The sequence below is a fragment of the Polyangium jinanense genome, assembly GCF_028435265.1.
GTDB classification, from domain to species: domain Bacteria; phylum Myxococcota_A; class Polyangia; order Polyangiales; family Polyangiaceae; genus Polyangium; species Polyangium jinanense.
The window spans coordinates 33,355-50,070 of sequence record NZ_JAGTJK010000006.1; the positions used below are offsets into that span (position 1 = coordinate 33,355).

The window sequence follows — 16,716 nt, forward strand, 5'->3', positions numbered from 1 at the left end:
CGCTGACACGTCAAACGTCAACCTCTGACGCGTCAGCCGGGGCCGCGCAGACCGCGTTCCTGGGTGACAATCCAGGCACGAACGCTGCATGATGGGCCATTCAGACACGCCGCGGGATGCAGACGCGACCACGTGCCGAACAGGAGATGGACATGACGACGACGGGCCTGCTCGATCTCGGCGCTTCCGAGATCGTCGATCGAAATACGGGGGAGCTCCTCGGGTACGCATTCACCGTGGAAAGCGGCAAGGGACAGCTCCAGCGCTGGCTTTTGTTCCGGCACCCGCAGAACGAGCTCGAGATCCGGCCGCCCGCCCCCGCCATGGCAACCTGGTCCCTCGCGGACTGGCAGGCGAACGTGCCCAGCCTTTGGAGGCCCAACGGATTTTACGTTTGGGCGCAGGCCGACGTGTATCGGCACGGCGAAACGTACGACGGCGTGACCTGGGCGCAGATCCCGTCCGTCTCGCAGCTTCCCAAACCCACGTTCCCCGAACTCCCCGGGAGCAACTATCAGCTCGATTACACGGGCAAGGTCGCCGACGTGCTTCAGGAAAATTGGCGCGGCCGTGCGTTCGTCGTCCGCGGGTTGACGCAAGCATCGAGCATCGAGTACTGGTCGCTGCCGGCGCGTTATCAGCCGGCAGGCAGCAGGGGTACCACCACCGTCACCGTCGGCACGGAGGAAGCTTCCTCGCTCGATGCGTTCGTCGAGCACAGCAACAGGACGTGGAGCACCGGTAGCACGTTCGTCATCACCGGCTGCGCCAACTACCACGGCTCCGCGACGCCCTTCGCGCCCTGACAGGCCCCCGTTGCATCGACCGCCCGAGGCAAGTACCCTCGGGGCATGCCGGCGGGGGTCGATGCAGCCGCGACGCACACGGAGAACGAGCCTCTCGAGGAGGCCTCGTTTGTCGCGGCTCGGGCCGAAGAATCGGCGCTGATAGAGTCCACCTGCCCCGCCGATCCGCCAGAGCATTCCGAAGACGACGCCTCGAACGTCGACGAACCGGGACGCATCCTCGAGGGTCGTTATACGCTCGTCCGACGCATCGGCGGCGGCGCACACGGCGACGTCTGGGCCGCCGACGATCGCATCCTCGGCGAGCGCGTCGCACTCAAGTGGATGCGCGTGGCCCACGGATCCATGCTGGCCCGGATCCGGCGCGAGATCACGACGCTGCGCATGCTGCGTTTTCCCGGCGTCGTGCGGCTCATCGACGATGGCGTCGCGGACGGGAGGCCTTTCCTCGCGATGGAGCTCGTCGAAGGCCGGCCGTTCCCGGGCACGGAGAAGCCCCCCGGTACGCCTCGCCGCATGGCATGGCAAACCCTCGCGGGTCCGACGCTCGCGCTCCTTGCGGCCCTCTCGCACGTCCACGCCGCCGGCGTCGTGCACAGGGACCTCAAGCCCGAAAATGTCCTCGTGCGTCCCGACGGGCGCCCCGTCGTGCTCGACTTCGGCATTTCCCAGCTTCAGGCGACGGGCTCCGAACGCCTGACGGGCGCCGGGCAGCTCGTCGGCACGCCGCTTTATGTCGCGCCCGAGCAGATCCTCGGTCGTACCGTGGATGCGCGGACGGACCTGTACGCCATCGGCGTGATGCTCTACGAATCGCTCACGGGCCGCGTGCCCCACGAAGCGCCGGACGTCCCTTCGATGCTGCGTGCCCGCCTCATGAAGCCGGCACTGCACGTGCAAGAGCTCGCTCCGGATCTGCCTGCCGTCGTGGCTCGGGTCATCGATCGATTGCTCGCCACACGAATCGAGGATCGATTCGGCTCTGCTGCGGAGGTGCTGGCAGCGCTTCGAGGCGAATCGATGAACGCTTCCGCAACGCTCCCGTGGCTCGGGAGCCGAAGTACCGTGCACGAGGTCGTCGGTGCCGTGCAGGCAGGGCGCTCCGTCGATATCATCGGCCCGCGCGGCTCGGGACGATCGCGTTGCATGCACGAGGCGGCCGATGCGCTCGCGGCCGGAGGTCGGTCCGTGCTGTGGACGCGTCCTTCCCGGGCGCCGCTCGGAAGTGTCCTCCCCTTCCTGGGGGAACCCCCCGGGGAAGCCGAGCTGCGGCTCGAAGGCGTGCTCGCGTGGGCAAACGACGCGCTGTCGAGGGCACTCGGCGAACGAACCGTCCTCTTCGCCGACGACGCAGAGCAACTCGACCCCTGGTCCGCAACGATCCTTGCGCGGCATCGAAAGGGCCCGGGCGTGATCGTCCGCGCCTTCGCGTCGCGGCCTTCCGGAATATCGGAAGGCGAGATCGTGGAGGTGCCGCCGCTCGATGAAGCCGCGCTCGCGCCGCTTTTCGCTGGCCCCGACAAACTATTTCATCTGCGGAAGGACGCAGCGCGGGCGTTGTGGGCGCGGACCGACGGGCTTCCCGCGCGCATCGAGGCGGAGCTCCTCACGTGGACGCGGCTCGGCCTCGCTCGCCGCGAGGGCCCGCTTTTCGCGGTCGATCGTGACGCCCTGAGCCGGCTCGACGCGGGGCTCGTGGTGATTCCGAGCGCGACCACGACGGCGCAAGGCCTCGACGAGACGTTGCACGCCGAGGAGGCGCTGCGCTGGCTCTCGCTCGCCGGTCGCCCCATGACCATTTTGCAGCTCGCGCATGTCATGCAATATGCGCCCTGGCGCATCGAGGCAGCTTGTGATTCGCTCGTGACGCTCGGGGCAGCCAAGCGCCGCGGGCACGAATGCTTCGAGGGGCGCGGGCGCGTGGATTTGCCCTGGAACGAGCAGCAACGCGCAGAGGCGCATCGAGCCATCGCCGCCGTCCTCGAGCCCGGCGACGAGGGACGGCTCCATCACCTGCTCTCCGCGGGGCTCGCCCGAGACGCCGCGCGAGACGCAGCCGTCGCCGCGTGGCGATACGCGGTCGAAGGAGATCTGGGCGCCGCGGCGGCGGCGCTCGCCGAAGGTCTCCGCGCAGCGCGTGAACAGGGCGCCGCACAAGAAGAAGTGGAAATCCTGTCGACATGGGCGAAGATCGCCTTCGCGCAGTACACACCGCGCGCGCTCGATCGTGTGCTCTACGAGCTCACGCGCGCACATGCACGCGGTGCGGGGCTCGAGCGGCTCGAATCTTTGCTCCGCGCGGCGCTCGCTGCACCGTGCGCAGCCGGGCTCAATGCCCTCGAAATGGCGGACGACATCGAACCGTTCCAGGATCCGGAGCTCGAGCGGCGACGGCATCGAATACGCATCACGGCGGTGGCGGCACGCGCGTCGGCTTCGCTCCTCGCAGAGGTGCTCGAGGAGGTGGAGACATGGGCGGAGGAGAGCGCTCATCCGCTCGCTCGGCTCAGCCTCGCCGAGGGGCGCGCGCTCCAGCGATACCACGAGGGTCGTTTTCAGGAAGCAGCGGCACTCCATGCCCAGGCCGCGACGCTCGAGCCGTGGAAGACGGGGCGCATTTCGTTGATGCTCAACAGCGCTTCCGCATTGCTGGAAGCATTTCGCCACGCCGAGGCAGCCGAGCGCGCCACGGAGGCGCGGGAGCTCGCAGCGCAATGCCGAGACCCCTACTGGGAAGGGCGCGCCGAATGGTTGATTCGCGCGGCTCGATATCGAATGGGGACGCTTCCGGGTCCCGATCTCGAGTTCGTGGACGCCATTGCCCGTGTAGGAGCGCTGGACCTGGAAGCGCTGGTTTGTCTGAACGAGGCCGCAGCGGCCATGCGCGCGGGAATGCAGGGCGAGGGCGCGGCGCTCGCGAAGCGGGCGGCTTCGGTATGGCACGGGATGGGACGGCCCTTCGCGACGATGCTGGCCCGCGCGCTCGCCATCGCATGCGGCGAGACCGCGGACGTGGGAGAGGTGGAGATGCTCGCGGAGCGGGCGGTGGCATGCAAAGGCCCTGGCCTCGGAATCCAGGCGCTCGGCCTGCTCGGTCGCGTGTTTCCTGCCATGAGAGGTCGATGGCAGGATGCCGTCGCGGGGCTCGTGCGCGACATCCCGAGGGCGAATTGGGATCGGTGGATGGATGTGCTTTCCGTGAACGAGTCGCTGGAGGGAGCGGTCGAGAGGCCGGGCGAGTCGTTATGAGCTGACGCCGCGCCGAGGCGAGGACGCCCGTCCTTTTCCTCGCACCGCGTAGGCAATGCCGTCCTGCAGCGACGCGAGCGTCACCACGCCGCCGAGATCGGCGCCGAGCTCGACCAGCGCCTGGGCTACGGCAGGCCGGATTCCCGTCATGATCACCTCCGCGCCGAGCAGCTTCGCCGCCCGCGCGGCGCGCACGAGCACCTCGGCCACGTGCGTGTCGACCGTATTCACGCCGGTCACGTCGACGACGACGATATGCGCCCCGCGCTCCTCCACCCCGCGCAGCATCGTCTCCACGAAATGCGCGGCGCGCACCTCGTCGATGGCCCCGATCAGCGGAATGGCCACCGCCGCGTTCGTGAGCGGGACGAGCGGCGTCCCGATCTCCTGGATGGCCAGGCGCTGCGCCTCGATGACCTGCTCCTGGAGCCGCCGCTGCTCCTGCGCGGCGCGCCTCTGTTCGGTCACGTCGCGCCCATAAATCGCGAGGCGCGCGAGTGGTCCGTCACCGCTCTGCACCGGATACGCGGTCACCTCGAACCAGCGGTCGTCACGCGCGGCGTCGAAGTGCGCAGGCGTGCCCGTGCGCCGTATCTCCTCCACCAAAGAGGCCCGACGGGCTGGCTCGTCGAGCGGGAACACGTCGCGCATCCCGGCCACCTCCGCCGGGGTGCATCCAAGCCGCCCCGCGGCCGCCTGATTGGCCACGACGACCACGCCCTCGAGGTCCACGAGCAGGAGCAGGTCCGTCGACGCGTCGAGCATGGCCTGTGCGTGCGCCTGGCTCTCGCGCAGCCGCGCGTCGGCCCGGCGCTCGGCCGTCACGTTCGTGGCGATGCCGCCGATCCAGCGAATGGTCCCCTCGCTGTCGCGTACGGGGAACTTGATGGATTGGTAGAAGTGAATGCCGTCTTCCCTCGGGCCAGATTCCTCTGCCACGATGGCTTCGCCCTTCGCGGCGACGAGGCGATTGTTCTCCCGCCAGGAATCGAATACCTCGGGAGGAAAGAACTCCCTGGCGTTGTGCCCGACGATCTCGGAGACCTCCTTCCGGCCCATGAAAATCGCGCAGGATTGGTTGGTGTGACTGTACGTGTCCTCGAGATCCATCACGAAGATGAGCGCCGGGATGTGGTCGATGACCGTCTGCATGACCCGATCTCGTTGCCGGACGGTCTCCTCGAGCTCGGCCACGCGCTTGCGCAGCGCATCATTCTCGACCGTCAACCTCTCGACGGTTTCCGTCTCTTTCGTCATCACATCTCCCGAGATGATGACTTTACCAGGCCCTTTCCCGACGCGACAGAGCGTAGATCGCGAGTGCGTTGCCCTTGTGCTGGCGAGGCATCCGTCATTGGAAGGGCCCGCACAGCCAACCCTCGCGGGTGTGTTTGCGCGGCCGCCACCTCATTTCTGCGTGCAGAATTTCTTCGTGACCCATCGGCGCTTGACGGTACGCATGGCCTACGTATTTACCCGTCATCGATACGTCATCGTCGCGAGAGCCACGCGCTCTCTGCCGGCAGGGTGTGATCATGTCATCGGTCGTCACGGGAGCTGGAAATACACGCGGACGGATCTCGCTGCGAGATCGAGGATGTATCCGAGCACGAGGAATGGACCATGAAGCAAAGCATGACGGGGGGAGTATTCTCGCTCGGGATCGACGGGAGGGAGAGTACGGGGCGCAAGAAATTGAAACGCGGGGACACGGACTACGGGTGAAGCCAAGAGAGGCTGACCTCGTCGTCCGGGCAGAGGTCAGTCATGGGCGAGAGCCGCGACATAGAGCGGAGGTTGCAGGAGGCGAAAGGCTTTTACGACGAGCTCGTAGGAATGCCGACGACCCGTCAGGGAACGATCTCGATTGCCTTGCGGATGGCGGCGCGGTTCGGGCCGGCCTGCTTGGTGATCGTGATTTCCGTCATCGCCTACGTCATCCTGGGGGTCTCGAGGACGACCTGCTTGTTGCCCTATGGCGGCATTCTAGCAATGGCAGTGTCCTTCGTGTTCGTCGAGGCCATTGCACGAGGGAAAAGACATGGCGAGAATGGCCAGCAAAGACGAAAAAGTTCGGCTCAACCTGGAAGTTCCCAAGCGCGTGCGAGAGCGGCTCGAGCGCGTGCAGGAAATGAGCGAGGCGGACAGCCTCACCGAGGTGATTCGGCGGGCGCTGACCCTGTATGACGCGCTGCTCACCACGGCGCGCGAAGACAAGGGCAAGCTCCTGGTTCGATACGAGGATGGGTCCGAGCGCGAGCTGATGCTCGTCTGAGCGACCTTGCAAGCATAGCCGCGACGTCGAAGCCCGCACCGGTCCCCGCCGGTGGCGGGCTCGACGCTTTGGAACGCTTTCGTGAGGGTCAGGACCCGGCTTGCCGAGGCGGCGCCGCCGAGGGCTCGGAAGGGCGTTCGGCGGCGTCGGCGACGCGGGGCAGCGCCTTCCAGGAGGGGAGCAGCGCGAGCAAGGCCGGGAGCAGCACCACACAGGCGACGAGGTTCACGCCGAGGCCAAGCAGCGACAGCTTGCCAACGCTGGCAAGGCCCGGGTGCGTCGCCAGCGCGAGCACGCCAAAGCCAAAGCCGTCGGTGAGAATGGCGCCGGCGACGTCCCAACCAGTGTGTTGCCACACTTTTTCGAGCGACTCGCCCGCGTCCACGCGCGCGAGCAGGTGCGCGCCGTCGTCCACGCCGATCCCGAGAAGGATCGGCAGCACGATCATGTTCAAGTAATTCAGCTCGGCGCCGAAGACGGGGAGCAGCGCGATCGTCACCACAAGGCAGAGCAGAGCCGGCCCGAGCGCGAGCAGCGCGAGCCGGAGACGGCCGAGAGTAAAGTACAGTACAAGGAAGACGAGCACGCCGGTGGTCACGAGGATACGCGGGGCGTCGCGCTCGATCGTCTCGAGCATGTCGGCGAGCACCATCGGCTCGCCGGCGGCCGCGCGCACCTCGCCGCCAGGCAGATCGATGCGGCGGAGCTGCGCCGCGAGCCGCTTGATCGCGGCGGCGTCGGCCATGCTCACCGTGGGGTAGAGCAGCACGAAGTGCACGGGGTCGGCGCCGGGCTTGGGCTCGAAGGTATGGCGCAGCGCGGGCGGTAGGTCGGCAGGGCCGAAGGGCTCGGCCGCGGCCATGCGCCGGAGGCGCTCGAGTCGGCCGCGCGTTTCCTCGTCGAGGCTCTCGGGGCGGATCCGGGAGGTGATCTTGGCGATCTCGCGCAGAAGCGGGCGCTTCGCCTCCTGGCCCGCCGGGAGCAAGTCGGCGCGCGTGGCGGTCAGGCCGATGGTGGCGTCGGGGCCAAGCGCAGTCATGCGCGCGCGCACGGCGGCGGAGACGTCACGCGCCTCGACCTCGCTGCGGGCGAGCACCACGAGTGGAGTCTGCGAGCGGCCGAGCAACGCGTTCACCTCGCGGTCGCGGCGGAAGCTCGGCAGGTCGGCGTCGTCGAGGTGGGAGAAGTCGGCGTCGAAGCGGGCGTGGGGGAGCTGGGTGAGCGCGAGGGCGCACGCGACGAGGAGGCCGCCGAAGAGCGCCGGGGCCGCGCGGTGCATGAAGCGCACGCCGGGGAGCGCCACGCCGGCGCGCACGGGCGAGAGGCGTGGAGCGTGGCGCGCGAGCACGCCGAGCAGCGCGGGAAGCAACGTCAGGTAGGCGAGCAGGACGAGGAGCGTGCCCAGCGCGGCGAGTAGGCCGAACTCGCGGAAGGCGCGGAAGTCGGTCCAGGTGAGGCAGCAGAACGCCGCGGCGGTGGTCAGCGCGGCGGCGAGCGAGACGCGACCGGCCTCGCCGAAGGCGCGACGGATCGCCTCCTCCTCGGCCACGCCGGCGCGACGCTCCTCCTCGTAGCGGCCGAGGAGGTGGACGCCGTGGTCCATGCCGATGCCGACCAGGATGGCGCCGATGAAGGCGGTGAGGATGTTGAGCGTTCCGAAGAGCGCGCCCGCGGCGCCGTACGCCAGCGCGAGGCCCGCGTAGAGCGGCGCGAGCACCAGGCCGATGGCGAGCAGGCGTCGAAAATGGAAGGCCAGGTAGGCGACGACCAGGCCGAGCGCGAGCGCGGAGGTCAGCGCGAGGTCGCTCCCGAGCACCGCCTGGAGGTCGACACGCTTCGGGTACCGGCCAGTGAGCTCGACGCGGAGGTCCGGCGCGTAGGCCGTGGGCTCGGCCTCGCGGAGCACGCGCTCGACGTCGGCGACGACCTGCTTCGCGAAGGTGAGGTCGGAGGCCAGTCGGGTCGGGCGGACGAGGATGGCCAGGGTGCTGCCGGTCTCGTCCTCGTGGTACGGCCCGCGCCGCGCGCCGCCGTTGTCTTCGAGGCGCTTGCGGTACTTGGCTTCGAGGTCCGCGACCTCGACCGGAGGCGGCTCGTCGTCGAGGTCGATGTAGGAGCGCTCGATCTCCCAGCGCTGGCGCGCCGCGAGGCGATCCCGGAGCGCCGTGAGGTCGGCCGGGTCCGCGAAGTAGAGGCCACGATCTTCGAAAAACTCCGCCGGGAAGCGGTGATCGACGTACTGCACCGTCTCGAGCTTTTCGAGGCGGGGCGCGATCTCGTCCGCGAAGCGCCGCCGCGCGGCCTGATCCCCGCCCTCGACGAGGAGCACCACGTACCCCACCCCGCCGAAGCGCGCCCGCAGCGCCTCGATGCCTTGTACGCTCGGGTAGCTCGGCGGCAGGAGCTGGGTGATGTCGGGGTCGAGCTTGAGCCGGCCGGCGGACCAGGTGCCGAGCGCGGCGGCGAGGGCGACCAGCACGATGGCGAGGGCGGCGTGTCGAAAGGCGGCCACCGCCACGCGCGCGAGGACGGCGCGGATGGCGGCGGGCACGGAGCCGAGGCGCGCGTCTCCGTCGTGATCAGGCGCGGCTGACATCACGCTCCCTCGGGCCACTCAGGGGAACCGCGTCGTTCGTTTCGTTCGCGGCGGGCGCGACCGGGAACACGTGGTTGCGCAGCAGCGGGTAGTTCCAGGTCGCGAAGACGACGAGGCGCGTGAGAGCCCACGCGATGCGGTCGTCCATGGAGGGCAAGAGGAGGAGCACGGCGACGCCGCCGGCGTTGAGGGCAGCGCTCGAACCGGAGACGAACACGAAACGCGCGGCCTGGCTGGCTCGCGGGCCGGCGTCGGCCTCGAAGGCCCACGCGCGCGAGAGGGTGAAGGCCACGACCCCACCCGCGACGCAACCCGCGCCCGTGGCGAGCGGCGGCGGCGCGCCGGTCCCGATTACGAGCACCTGCACCACCACGAAGTCGAGCGCCGTGGCGAGCGCGCTCACGGCGATGGCGCGCGGCAGCGCCCGGCGGTCGTCGCGTGGCAACTTGCCGCCGAGCGCGCGGACCAGGAAGGCGAGCCGCTGGAACGCGGTCGCGTGCGAGGTGAGCGCGATGAGGGTGACGCCGGCGGCCGCGATCCAGTGCGGCGGGCGCGGGTCCTCCGGCGAGACGATGGCCTCCAGGATGGGGCTCAGCGCGACCGAGAGGCCGAGCACGAGGATGCGCTCGGCGCGCTGCATGAAGCCCACGTCCTTCATGGTGGCGCCGAGCGCCTCGCCGCGGGCGCGCACGTACGGGACGAAGAGCGAGCCGGTGAGCGCGAACAAGCAGGGCAAGAGCACCCAGCTCTCGCGGTAGTACCAGGCGAGGCCCACGAGCACGGCCGACTCGCAGTAGCGATCGAGGACCGAGTCGAGCGCGGCGCCGCTTGGCGAGGCCTGCCCGGTGGCGCGCGCGACCCGCCCGTCCAGGTAATCGAGCGCGCCCGCGCTGACGTAGAGCCATCCGCCCAGCGCGAAGCGGCCCGCCGCGATGGCGACGCCCCCGCCCGCCGCGAGGCCCACCGCCAGTGTGGTGATGGCGTTGGCAGGCACCCCGGCGGCGGCGAGCCCCTGCCAGAACGGGCGCATCAGCCAGGCGAAGAAGTGGCGCGCACGCGCGGTGGTGAGCCCGCCGAGCCCGCGGCCGTCGGCCTCCTCGTCGTGGAAGCGGCCAAAGGCCAGGGTGCGCACCGCATAGGCGGCGAGGCCGATCAGCGCGTACGCGATGAGCAGCAGCGCAGGCGCGGCCGCGGTCCAGATGCGCTGGGCGGCCGAGAGGCTGCCGGTAAGCAAGTCGGAGAGCGGGTTCATACCGAGACCTCCGGGGCGGCGCCGCCCTTGCGTGGCGCCGGATCGAGCAATGCGCGTTGCGCGAAGAGGACCGCGCGATCGGCGGCGAGGGCCACCGCGGCGCCGGCAAGGATGTCGAGGATGTAATGGTGCCGGAGGTACATGGCGGAGAACGCCATGAGCGCGGCCCAAGCAATGGTGAACACGCGCAGCCGGCCGCCCAGCGACCACGAGGCGAGCGCAGGCAGCACGGCATACCCTACGTGCAGCGAGGGCATGGCCCCGAACACGTTGGAGCTGCGGGCATAAAACGCGTGGAAGATGTGGACGCCGAACAGGGCGTCGAAGCGCGCCCCCCCCGCCGGATTCGAGGGCGCGTCGAGCACGGCGGGACCTGCGCCGTAAAGGTCGACGTACCAAGGCGGCGCCGCGGGCCAGGCGATCCAGATGATCCAGCCGAGCAGGCTCGCGGCCGCGAACCCCCACGAAAGCCGCTGCATGCGCTCCTGATCACGAAAATACAGGTACGCCCCGACCGCGAAGACCTGGATCAGATAGAGGAGGTACACGACGCCGGTGAGCGCATCGAGCGCCGGGTGCGTCGCATGCGCGACGAGCTCCGAAATCGGCACCTTCCCCGCGCTCGTGCTCACGCCGAAGAGCGCGCGCTCGGCCTCGAAAAGATCGGCCACGTGGATCTCCCCGCGCAGGTGGATGAACAGGCGCAGGAAATCGTAGGCGAGCCCGGTGAACACGAAGGGCGCGGCGATCGCCGCGAAGCGCCGCGCGCGCGGCCCGGTCCAGACGAGGGCCACGAACATGCCCACGAAGACGAAATGCTCGGGCCGGAGCCCCAGCGTCGTATGGATCAGCAGGAGCAGGAGCGGGGCGCCCCCGAGGGACGCCCACGCCCACGTGCTCCCGTCGCCCCTCGGCCGCAGCTTCATCGCTCGCCTCGCCACGTCACCGACGGGATCAGTCGTAGTACTCGTTGCCGAGGTGGGTGATGAGCTCCTCGCCGATCATCCACCGCAGCGTGTTCTTGAGCTTCATCGATTGGATGAAGAGGTCGTGCTCCGGGTAGAGCTCCGGCGCCGTCATCGGGCTCTTGAAATAGAAGCTCAGCCACTCCTGCGTCCCGCGCATCGACGCGCGCGCCGCGAGGTCGAGCAAAAGCGCCAGATCGAGCACGATGGGCGCCGCGAGGATCGAGTCCCGGCAGAGGAAGTTGACCTTTATCTGCATCGGGTAACCGAGCCACCCGAAGATATCGAGGTTGTCCCAGCCCTCCTTGGCATCGCCGCGCGGCGGGTAATACTCGATACGGACCTTGTGGTAGATCTCGCCATAAAGGTCCGGATACCGCTGGGGCTGGAGGATCTGCTCGAGCACGCCGAGCTTGGAGACCTCCTTCGTCTTGAAGCTGTTCGGGTCGTCGAGCACCTCGCCGTCACGATTGCCGAGGATGTTGGTGGAGAACCACCCCTGCAATCCCAAGCTGCGGGCCTTGAGCCCCGGGGCGAGGATGGTCTTCATGAGCGTTTGTCCCGTCTTGAAGTCCTTGCCCGCGATGGGCACGCCCATCTCCCGCGCGAGCTGCCAAGCGGCGGGGAAATCGACGCAGAGATTGGGCGCCCCGTTCGCGAAGGGGACCCGCTCCTTGAGGCAGGCCCAGGCATAGATCTGGGAGCTCGAAATGCTCGGATCGTCCGCGGCGAGGCCCGCCTCGAACGCCGCAATGCTCTGGTGCACCGCGCCGGGGGCGATGAAGACCTCGGTGCTGCCGCACCAGATCGCCACGGCGCGCTCGGCCCCATGGCGGCGGACAAACTGCCGGATGTCTTCACGGACCTGCTCGACCATCTCCGCCTTGGACCGGGCCGCCTTGACGTGCGTGCCGTGGAGGCGGCGCACGTATTCCGGGTAAAAGGCGCCGCGCATGGGCTCGATCTGCGCAAGCTCCGCGGCGACCGCGTCGATGTGCCGCGCTTCGAGCACCTCCGCGTGCCGCGCGACCTCGAGCGCGTTATCGGGAAAAATGTCCCAGGCGCCGAACACGAGGTCGTCGAGCGATGCCAAGGGGAAGGCCTCGCGGACGAGCGGGGAGCGGTCCTCGGTGCGTTTGCCGAGGCGAATGGTGCCCATTTGCGTGAGCGAGCCGATCGGCTTTTCGAGCCCCTTGCGGGCGAGGAGCACGCCGGCGATGAAGGTGGTGGCCACGGCGCCGAGGCCGGGAAGCAATACGGCGAGCTTGCCGGTGGCGGGGCGAATCGTCTGCGGGCGTTCTCTCACGGCTCTCCTCGATCCTTGGCAGCGGCGCAGCCAGGCACGTTCGATTTCAGGCGGGTGGTTTGCCGAAGTTCTCGGTGCGCAAGATGCACGCGCGGCCGGGGCCCGGGGACTTCGATCCGACGAGCCGTTCGATCCCTCCGACGAGGCCATGCATTTGGACCACGAACCAGCAGGCAGAGTGGATGACCTTCAGGGCGCTTGCTCGACATGTGGGTCGCCTCGTCCGTCTCCCCCCGCCCACCTCCTTGCCCGCTCCGCGCCGAACCCTTCGCCAAAAAGCCGCGTCAGTTTCCTGCCATGCGTTGCGCATCGGCGCGATGCGCCCCCTTCGGCCGCGTGGCGAGGTATCGCTTGGCAGCGGCAACGGCCTCTGCGGTACGGCCCGCGCGCTGGAGTGCGACGGCTCGCAGATAATCCGCCTCGTCCGCCCGCGCATCCGCCGGGTACGTCGAGACGAACCACTCGAACTTGTCGGCGCCGGCGGCGTAATCGCCCCGACGGAGTGAATCCATCGCGTCGGCAAACGCGCGCGACGCGGCCGAAGGGACGCGCGCCGGCGGCGGAGGCACGAACGTAGGCGCGGAAGGCGGCGTCGCTGCCTCGGGGCTCTCTTCCGAGGCAGATTCGCTCGGGGCTTCCGGGAAGCGCTCGGGCGGTCGTCCGTTTCCGCGCACGACCGCGGCGCGCGACGACGTTTTCTCTTTGGCAGGCGCGCTCGGGACGACCGCGGACGACGTGGTGTCCGGCGCGGCCTTCTCGACGGGTTTTTCCTTTTCGAACGCCTCGTCCGTCGCCCGCCAGGATCCACCTGCCGGAATCACCGCCGTGAATCCCGCATACTGGACCTCGGCCGTGCCTTGCTCCACGGCCACGCGGAGGATCCGGCCCTCCTTTGCCTCGACCCGAAACGTGGTCGCGCGGACCTCGATTTGCGCGTCTTTCGTGCGCACGACGAACCGCTCCCCCGCGCCGAGCTGATTTTGCGCCACATCGAGGGCGCCGTCCTCGAGGATCACCTCGTCGAGCCCCGCGCTTCGATTGCGCGTGAAGCGGGCATCGTCCGACGGGCGCAACTGCGGCTCGGACGCCCCTTGCAGGCGCGGCGGCGCGGTCATGTGCTGCGCGGCTTCGATCCGGTTTGTCGCGGCGCTCCACTTCCCGCCGAAAAATCCGAGCGCCACCGCCATGGTCAGCGTCGCCGCCGCGAGCAGAAGCCGCGTCTTTTCGAACGAGGCACCTGGGGTCGGGAGCGCCGTCGCGCGCTCCAGAATGCCCACACGCGCGCGCTGGTGCGAAAGCGGCGTCACCCGATCGCGTGGCGCGCGTACGGCATCTCCGATTCGATGGAGGTCGCGCGCGAGGCCCGTGCACACGGCGCAGCCTTTGAGATGGCGCTCCATCGACGCCGCCTCCTGCGGGCCGAGCCGCCCGTCACGCAGGGCCTCTACGAGATTCATCCACGGGCAGCCCGTAGACGTCATCGCATCCCCCTTTCCAGCGTTCGCCGAAGCTCGGCCCGCGCCTCGTGCAGGCGCCGCCAGACCGTGCCGACCGGCGTGCCGAGGATCTGCGCGACCTCGGGACCGGACATGCCATTGTATTCGACCATCACCAGCACGATCCGCTTCTCGTCGGAGAGGCGCGCGATGGCCGCCTGCAGGAGCGCCTCCTCCTCGGCCTGGTTCACGTGCTCCTCCGGGCTCGGCCGAGACGCCGTGGGGGCCGCGCAAAAGGCATCGTAGAGCGCGCGCAGCCGCGCGAACGTGCGCTTGCGCCGCCGGAGGAGCTGCACGGCGATGCCCATCAAAAAAGGCAATGCCGAGGCACGCCCGTCGAACGAGGCGGCCGCGCGGGTCGCCGTGAGAAACGTCTCCTGCACGAGATCGTCGACGTCCGAGGCATTGGGCGCGGCGCGCAGGAGGAACTGGCGAACGGGTTCGTGGTAACGATCGAAGAGAATGCCCAGCGGCCCGAGCTCGCCTTGGGCGATTGCAACGAGCAGCTCCGCGTCGCTGAGAGCGGGGGCATTCGAGAGACGCTTGGGGGCGAGCGTCGTCATGGAATCGCCACCTCGAGCCCGACCCCGAGGCCGAGCGTGTAGCCCGGGAAAGGCACCGACGCCCACGCGCGCCCGCTCGGCGCGACTTCGCCGTCGACGGCGATCACGGCACGGAACGCGCCGGAGATCGGGACGACGACCTGCGTCTCCAGGCCGAGCCGGAAATAAAGCCGCGTATCCTGGTCGAACTTCTTGTCGCCTTCGAGCTCCTCCTCCGGCACCACGCTCGACACCACTGCGAGGGAAGGCCGAAGCGCGGGCCTGAGCTCGATGGATCCCACGGTAAAAGAGCGAAATGCCGAGGCGCCAATGCATAGCTCCGCCGTCTGCGGCAGCCCCTCGACAAACGACATTGAAAAACCATCTTGACGGATCCAAACCCCACCCCCCCACGATCGGAAGGGCACCGCTGCCGAGAGGGTCACCCCACCCCAGATCCGATGCGCCGGCCCCGCGTACCGGGGCCCGACGGCAATGCCCAAGAGCACACGCGGTTCGCGTGGCTGCGGATCCTTCTGCGGCGTGGAAGGCGTCTCGGGGCTCGGAGGCAGCGGCTTGGCGAGGAGCGCCTCGCCGAGCGGCCCGACTTCGTCCGGCGACTCGACCTCGCGCGTGACGGTATGCCCGTCCGCGTCGACGACGGTCACCTGAGCCACGTCCGTGCTGACGACCAGATCGACCTCGCCGCCCACACAGCTCCAGGGCTGCCCCGCTGTGCCGGTCGCCGCGACCAGGTCCTCGACGGCGCGTCGCCATGCCTCAGGCTGGGCGGAGACGTTTGCCCCGAGGCGCGCCGGCGTACATGGCTGCGGGGGCGCCGCGCTCGCCGCAGTGGGGAGCATCGCCGAGAGGGTCAGGCCGAGGAACGTCGTGCGCAGCGTCAAGAGGCGAGGACTCCACCCCTCCTTGCCCGCTCGTCGGCGGACCCTTCGGAGAAAAATCGCACGGGCGTGGGAGCCGGGTCAAGCGGGGTCCCCTTCCATACATTGGAAAAACCGCGGTATTCGTGTCCTGGCCCTCTCGCAGGCGCCGGCCGATCCGTGGCTGCATATATGTAGGGAATGGTGTAGACCCACGCATGCCTGCTGTTTGCCGCCGCGCCCTCGCGGCCATTGCCATGTGCGCCCTGTTCACGTCGCTCGGCTGCTCGCCGGTTTTGCCGACCCCTCGCTCGGACGTCGAAAAAACCGACGTCCCCCGCCCCGCGCCTCGCTGGGGAATCGTCATTCACGGAGGCGCGGGCGTCCTGGATCGCGCCTCGCTCTCCCCCGAACGCGAGGCCGAGACACGCGCGGTTCTCACGGCGTCGCTCGAGGCAGGGCACGGGATCCTCGCGAAGGGCGGCAGCAGCCTGGACGCCGTCACGGCGGCCATTCGTATCCTCGAGGATTCGCCCCTCTTCAATGCCGGCAAGGGCGCGGTCTTCACGCACGACGGCACGAACGAGCTCGACGCGGCCCTCATGAACGGCCACACGCGCGAGGCGGGCGCGGTGGCGGGGCTACGCCACGTGCGAAACCCCATCGCGCTCGCGCGCGCCGTGATGGAGAAATCACCACACGTGATGATGATTGGCGAGGGCGCCGAGCGCTTCGCCGAGCAAGAGGGGCTCGCGCTCGTGCCCGAGAGTTATTTCTACACGGAGGAGCGCTGGCAGGCGCTCCAGCGCGCCCTCGCGGCGGAGAAAAAGGCGCCTCCGCCGCCGCAGCAGGGCAAACCACAGAGCTTCTGGGAGAGCCCCGCGGGGCGTGATTCCAAATTCGGCACGGTCGGCGCGGTGGCGCTCGACCAGGCGGGCCACCTCGCGGCGGGGACGTCGACGGGCGGGATGACGAACAAGCGGTTCGGGCGCGTCGGGGATTCGCCGATCATCGGCGCGGGGACGTACGCGGACGAGGGCTGCGCGGTGTCCGCGACGGGGCACGGGGAATATTTCATCCGGTACACGGTGGCTCGCGACGTGTGCGCCCGGGTCGAGTATTCGGGAATGGGGCTCGGGGCGGCGGCGGATCGGGTGGTCATGGACATCCTGGTGAAGGCCGGGGGCGAGGGAGGCATCATCGCCATGGACGCACAGGGAAACGTGGCCATGCCGTTCAATTCGAAGGGGATGTACCGCGGAACCATGGGAGCGGACGGGATCGCATCGGTGGCGATTTTCCGGGATCCGTGAGCCCCATGAGCAAGCGAGCCGAGACAACCGTGCAG

Annotated in this window: 12 protein-coding genes; 4 read left to right on the forward strand and 8 right to left on the reverse strand. The window is 69.1% G+C overall.

Features of this window, described 5'->3' with window-relative positions; genetic code table 11:
* The first annotated feature begins 152 nt into the window (after positions 1–152).
* Both KEG38_RS15100 and KEG38_RS15105 read left to right on the forward strand, forming a co-directional pair.
* Positions 153–806, forward strand: a complete 654-nt coding sequence (locus KEG38_RS15100) for a hypothetical protein (protein WP_272420148.1) — start codon at positions 153–155, stop codon at positions 804–806.
* A gap of 45 nt (positions 807–851) precedes the next feature.
* The gene (locus tag KEG38_RS15105; protein ID WP_272420149.1) at positions 852–4,055 is read left to right on the forward strand and encodes a serine/threonine-protein kinase; all 3,204 of its coding nucleotides are present in this window, start codon (positions 852–854) and stop codon (positions 4,053–4,055) included.
* On the opposite strand, the gene KEG38_RS15110 is transcribed toward KEG38_RS15105, so the two are convergent.
* Complete coding sequence (locus KEG38_RS15110) at positions 4,050–5,312, reverse strand: PAS domain-containing protein (RefSeq protein ID WP_272420150.1); 1,263 nt, start codon at positions 5,310–5,312, stop codon at positions 4,050–4,052. The two genes, KEG38_RS15105 and KEG38_RS15110, sit on opposite strands and share 6 nt — an antisense overlap.
* Positions 5,313–6,096: 784 nt before the next feature.
* Here KEG38_RS15110 and KEG38_RS15115 point away from each other — a divergent pair.
* Positions 6,097–6,330, forward strand: coding sequence for a hypothetical protein (locus tag KEG38_RS15115; protein ID WP_272420151.1), 234 nt, complete (start codon positions 6,097–6,099; stop codon positions 6,328–6,330).
* Between the two features lie 88 nt (positions 6,331–6,418).
* On the opposite strand, the gene KEG38_RS15120 is transcribed toward KEG38_RS15115, so the two are convergent.
* The 7 genes from KEG38_RS15120 to KEG38_RS15150 form a co-directional block, all read right to left on the reverse strand.
* Positions 6,419–8,926 (reverse strand): efflux RND transporter permease subunit, encoded by a 2,508-nt coding sequence (locus KEG38_RS15120; RefSeq protein ID WP_272420152.1) that lies wholly within the window; start codon positions 8,924–8,926, stop codon positions 6,419–6,421.
* Positions 8,910–10,178 carry a GtrA family protein gene (locus tag KEG38_RS15125; RefSeq protein ID WP_272420153.1) on the reverse strand — a complete coding sequence of 423 codons (1,269 nt, stop codon included), beginning with the start codon at positions 10,176–10,178 and terminating at the stop codon, positions 8,910–8,912. The genes KEG38_RS15120 and KEG38_RS15125 overlap by 17 nt, the downstream gene beginning before the upstream one ends.
* Complete coding sequence (locus KEG38_RS15130; protein WP_272420154.1) at positions 10,175–11,104, reverse strand: phosphatase PAP2 family protein; 930 nt, start codon at positions 11,102–11,104, stop codon at positions 10,175–10,177. Before KEG38_RS15130 ends, KEG38_RS15125 begins: the two co-directional genes overlap by 4 nt.
* Positions 11,105–11,132: 28 nt before the next feature.
* Positions 11,133–12,449 carry an inositol-3-phosphate synthase gene (locus KEG38_RS15135; RefSeq protein WP_272420155.1) on the reverse strand — a complete coding sequence of 439 codons (1,317 nt, stop codon included), beginning with the start codon at positions 12,447–12,449 and terminating at the stop codon, positions 11,133–11,135.
* Between the two features lie 284 nt (positions 12,450–12,733).
* Entirely contained in the window at positions 12,734–13,906 is a 1,173-nt protein-coding gene (locus KEG38_RS15140; RefSeq protein WP_272420156.1) for a FecR domain-containing protein, read from the reverse strand.
* A 20-nt stretch (positions 13,907–13,926) separates the two neighbouring features.
* On the reverse strand, positions 13,927–14,508 hold the full coding sequence (locus tag KEG38_RS15145) for an RNA polymerase sigma factor (protein ID WP_272420157.1): 582 nt from the start codon (positions 14,506–14,508) through the stop codon (positions 13,927–13,929).
* Positions 14,505–15,392 carry a hypothetical protein gene (locus KEG38_RS15150; RefSeq protein WP_272420158.1) on the reverse strand — a complete coding sequence of 296 codons (888 nt, stop codon included), beginning with the start codon at positions 15,390–15,392 and terminating at the stop codon, positions 14,505–14,507. The genes KEG38_RS15145 and KEG38_RS15150 overlap by 4 nt, the downstream gene beginning before the upstream one ends.
* Positions 15,393–15,586: 194 nt before the next feature.
* On the opposite strand from KEG38_RS15150, the gene KEG38_RS15155 reads away from it, so the two are divergent.
* A complete protein-coding gene (locus KEG38_RS15155) occupies positions 15,587–16,681 on the forward strand; it encodes an isoaspartyl peptidase/L-asparaginase family protein (protein ID WP_272420159.1) in 1,095 nt (364 codons plus the stop codon).
* Positions 16,682–16,716 lie beyond the last annotated feature (35 nt).

Coding starts and splice junctions, on each gene's coding strand:
- KEG38_RS15100 (WP_272420148.1), top strand. CDS start 153: ATGACGACGACGGGCCTGCTCGATCTCGGCGCTTCCGAGATCGTCGAT.
- KEG38_RS15105 (WP_272420149.1), top strand. CDS start 852: ATGCCGGCGGGGGTCGATGCAGCCGCGACGCACACGGAGAACGAGCCT.
- KEG38_RS15110 (WP_272420150.1), bottom strand. CDS start 5,312: ATGACGAAAGAGACGGAAACCGTCGAGAGGTTGACGGTCGAGAATGAT.
- KEG38_RS15115 (WP_272420151.1), top strand. CDS start 6,097: ATGGCGAGAATGGCCAGCAAAGACGAAAAAGTTCGGCTCAACCTGGAA.
- KEG38_RS15120 (WP_272420152.1), bottom strand. CDS start 8,926: ATGTCAGCCGCGCCTGATCACGACGGAGACGCGCGCCTCGGCTCCGTG.
- KEG38_RS15125 (WP_272420153.1), bottom strand. CDS start 10,178: ATGAACCCGCTCTCCGACTTGCTTACCGGCAGCCTCTCGGCCGCCCAG.
- KEG38_RS15130 (WP_272420154.1), bottom strand. CDS start 11,104: ATGAAGCTGCGGCCGAGGGGCGACGGGAGCACGTGGGCGTGGGCGTCC.
- KEG38_RS15140 (WP_272420156.1), bottom strand. CDS start 13,906: ATGAATCTCGTAGAGGCCCTGCGTGACGGGCGGCTCGGCCCGCAGGAG.
- KEG38_RS15145 (WP_272420157.1), bottom strand. CDS start 14,508: ATGACGACGCTCGCCCCCAAGCGTCTCTCGAATGCCCCCGCTCTCAGC.
- KEG38_RS15155 (WP_272420159.1), top strand. CDS start 15,587: ATGCCTGCTGTTTGCCGCCGCGCCCTCGCGGCCATTGCCATGTGCGCC.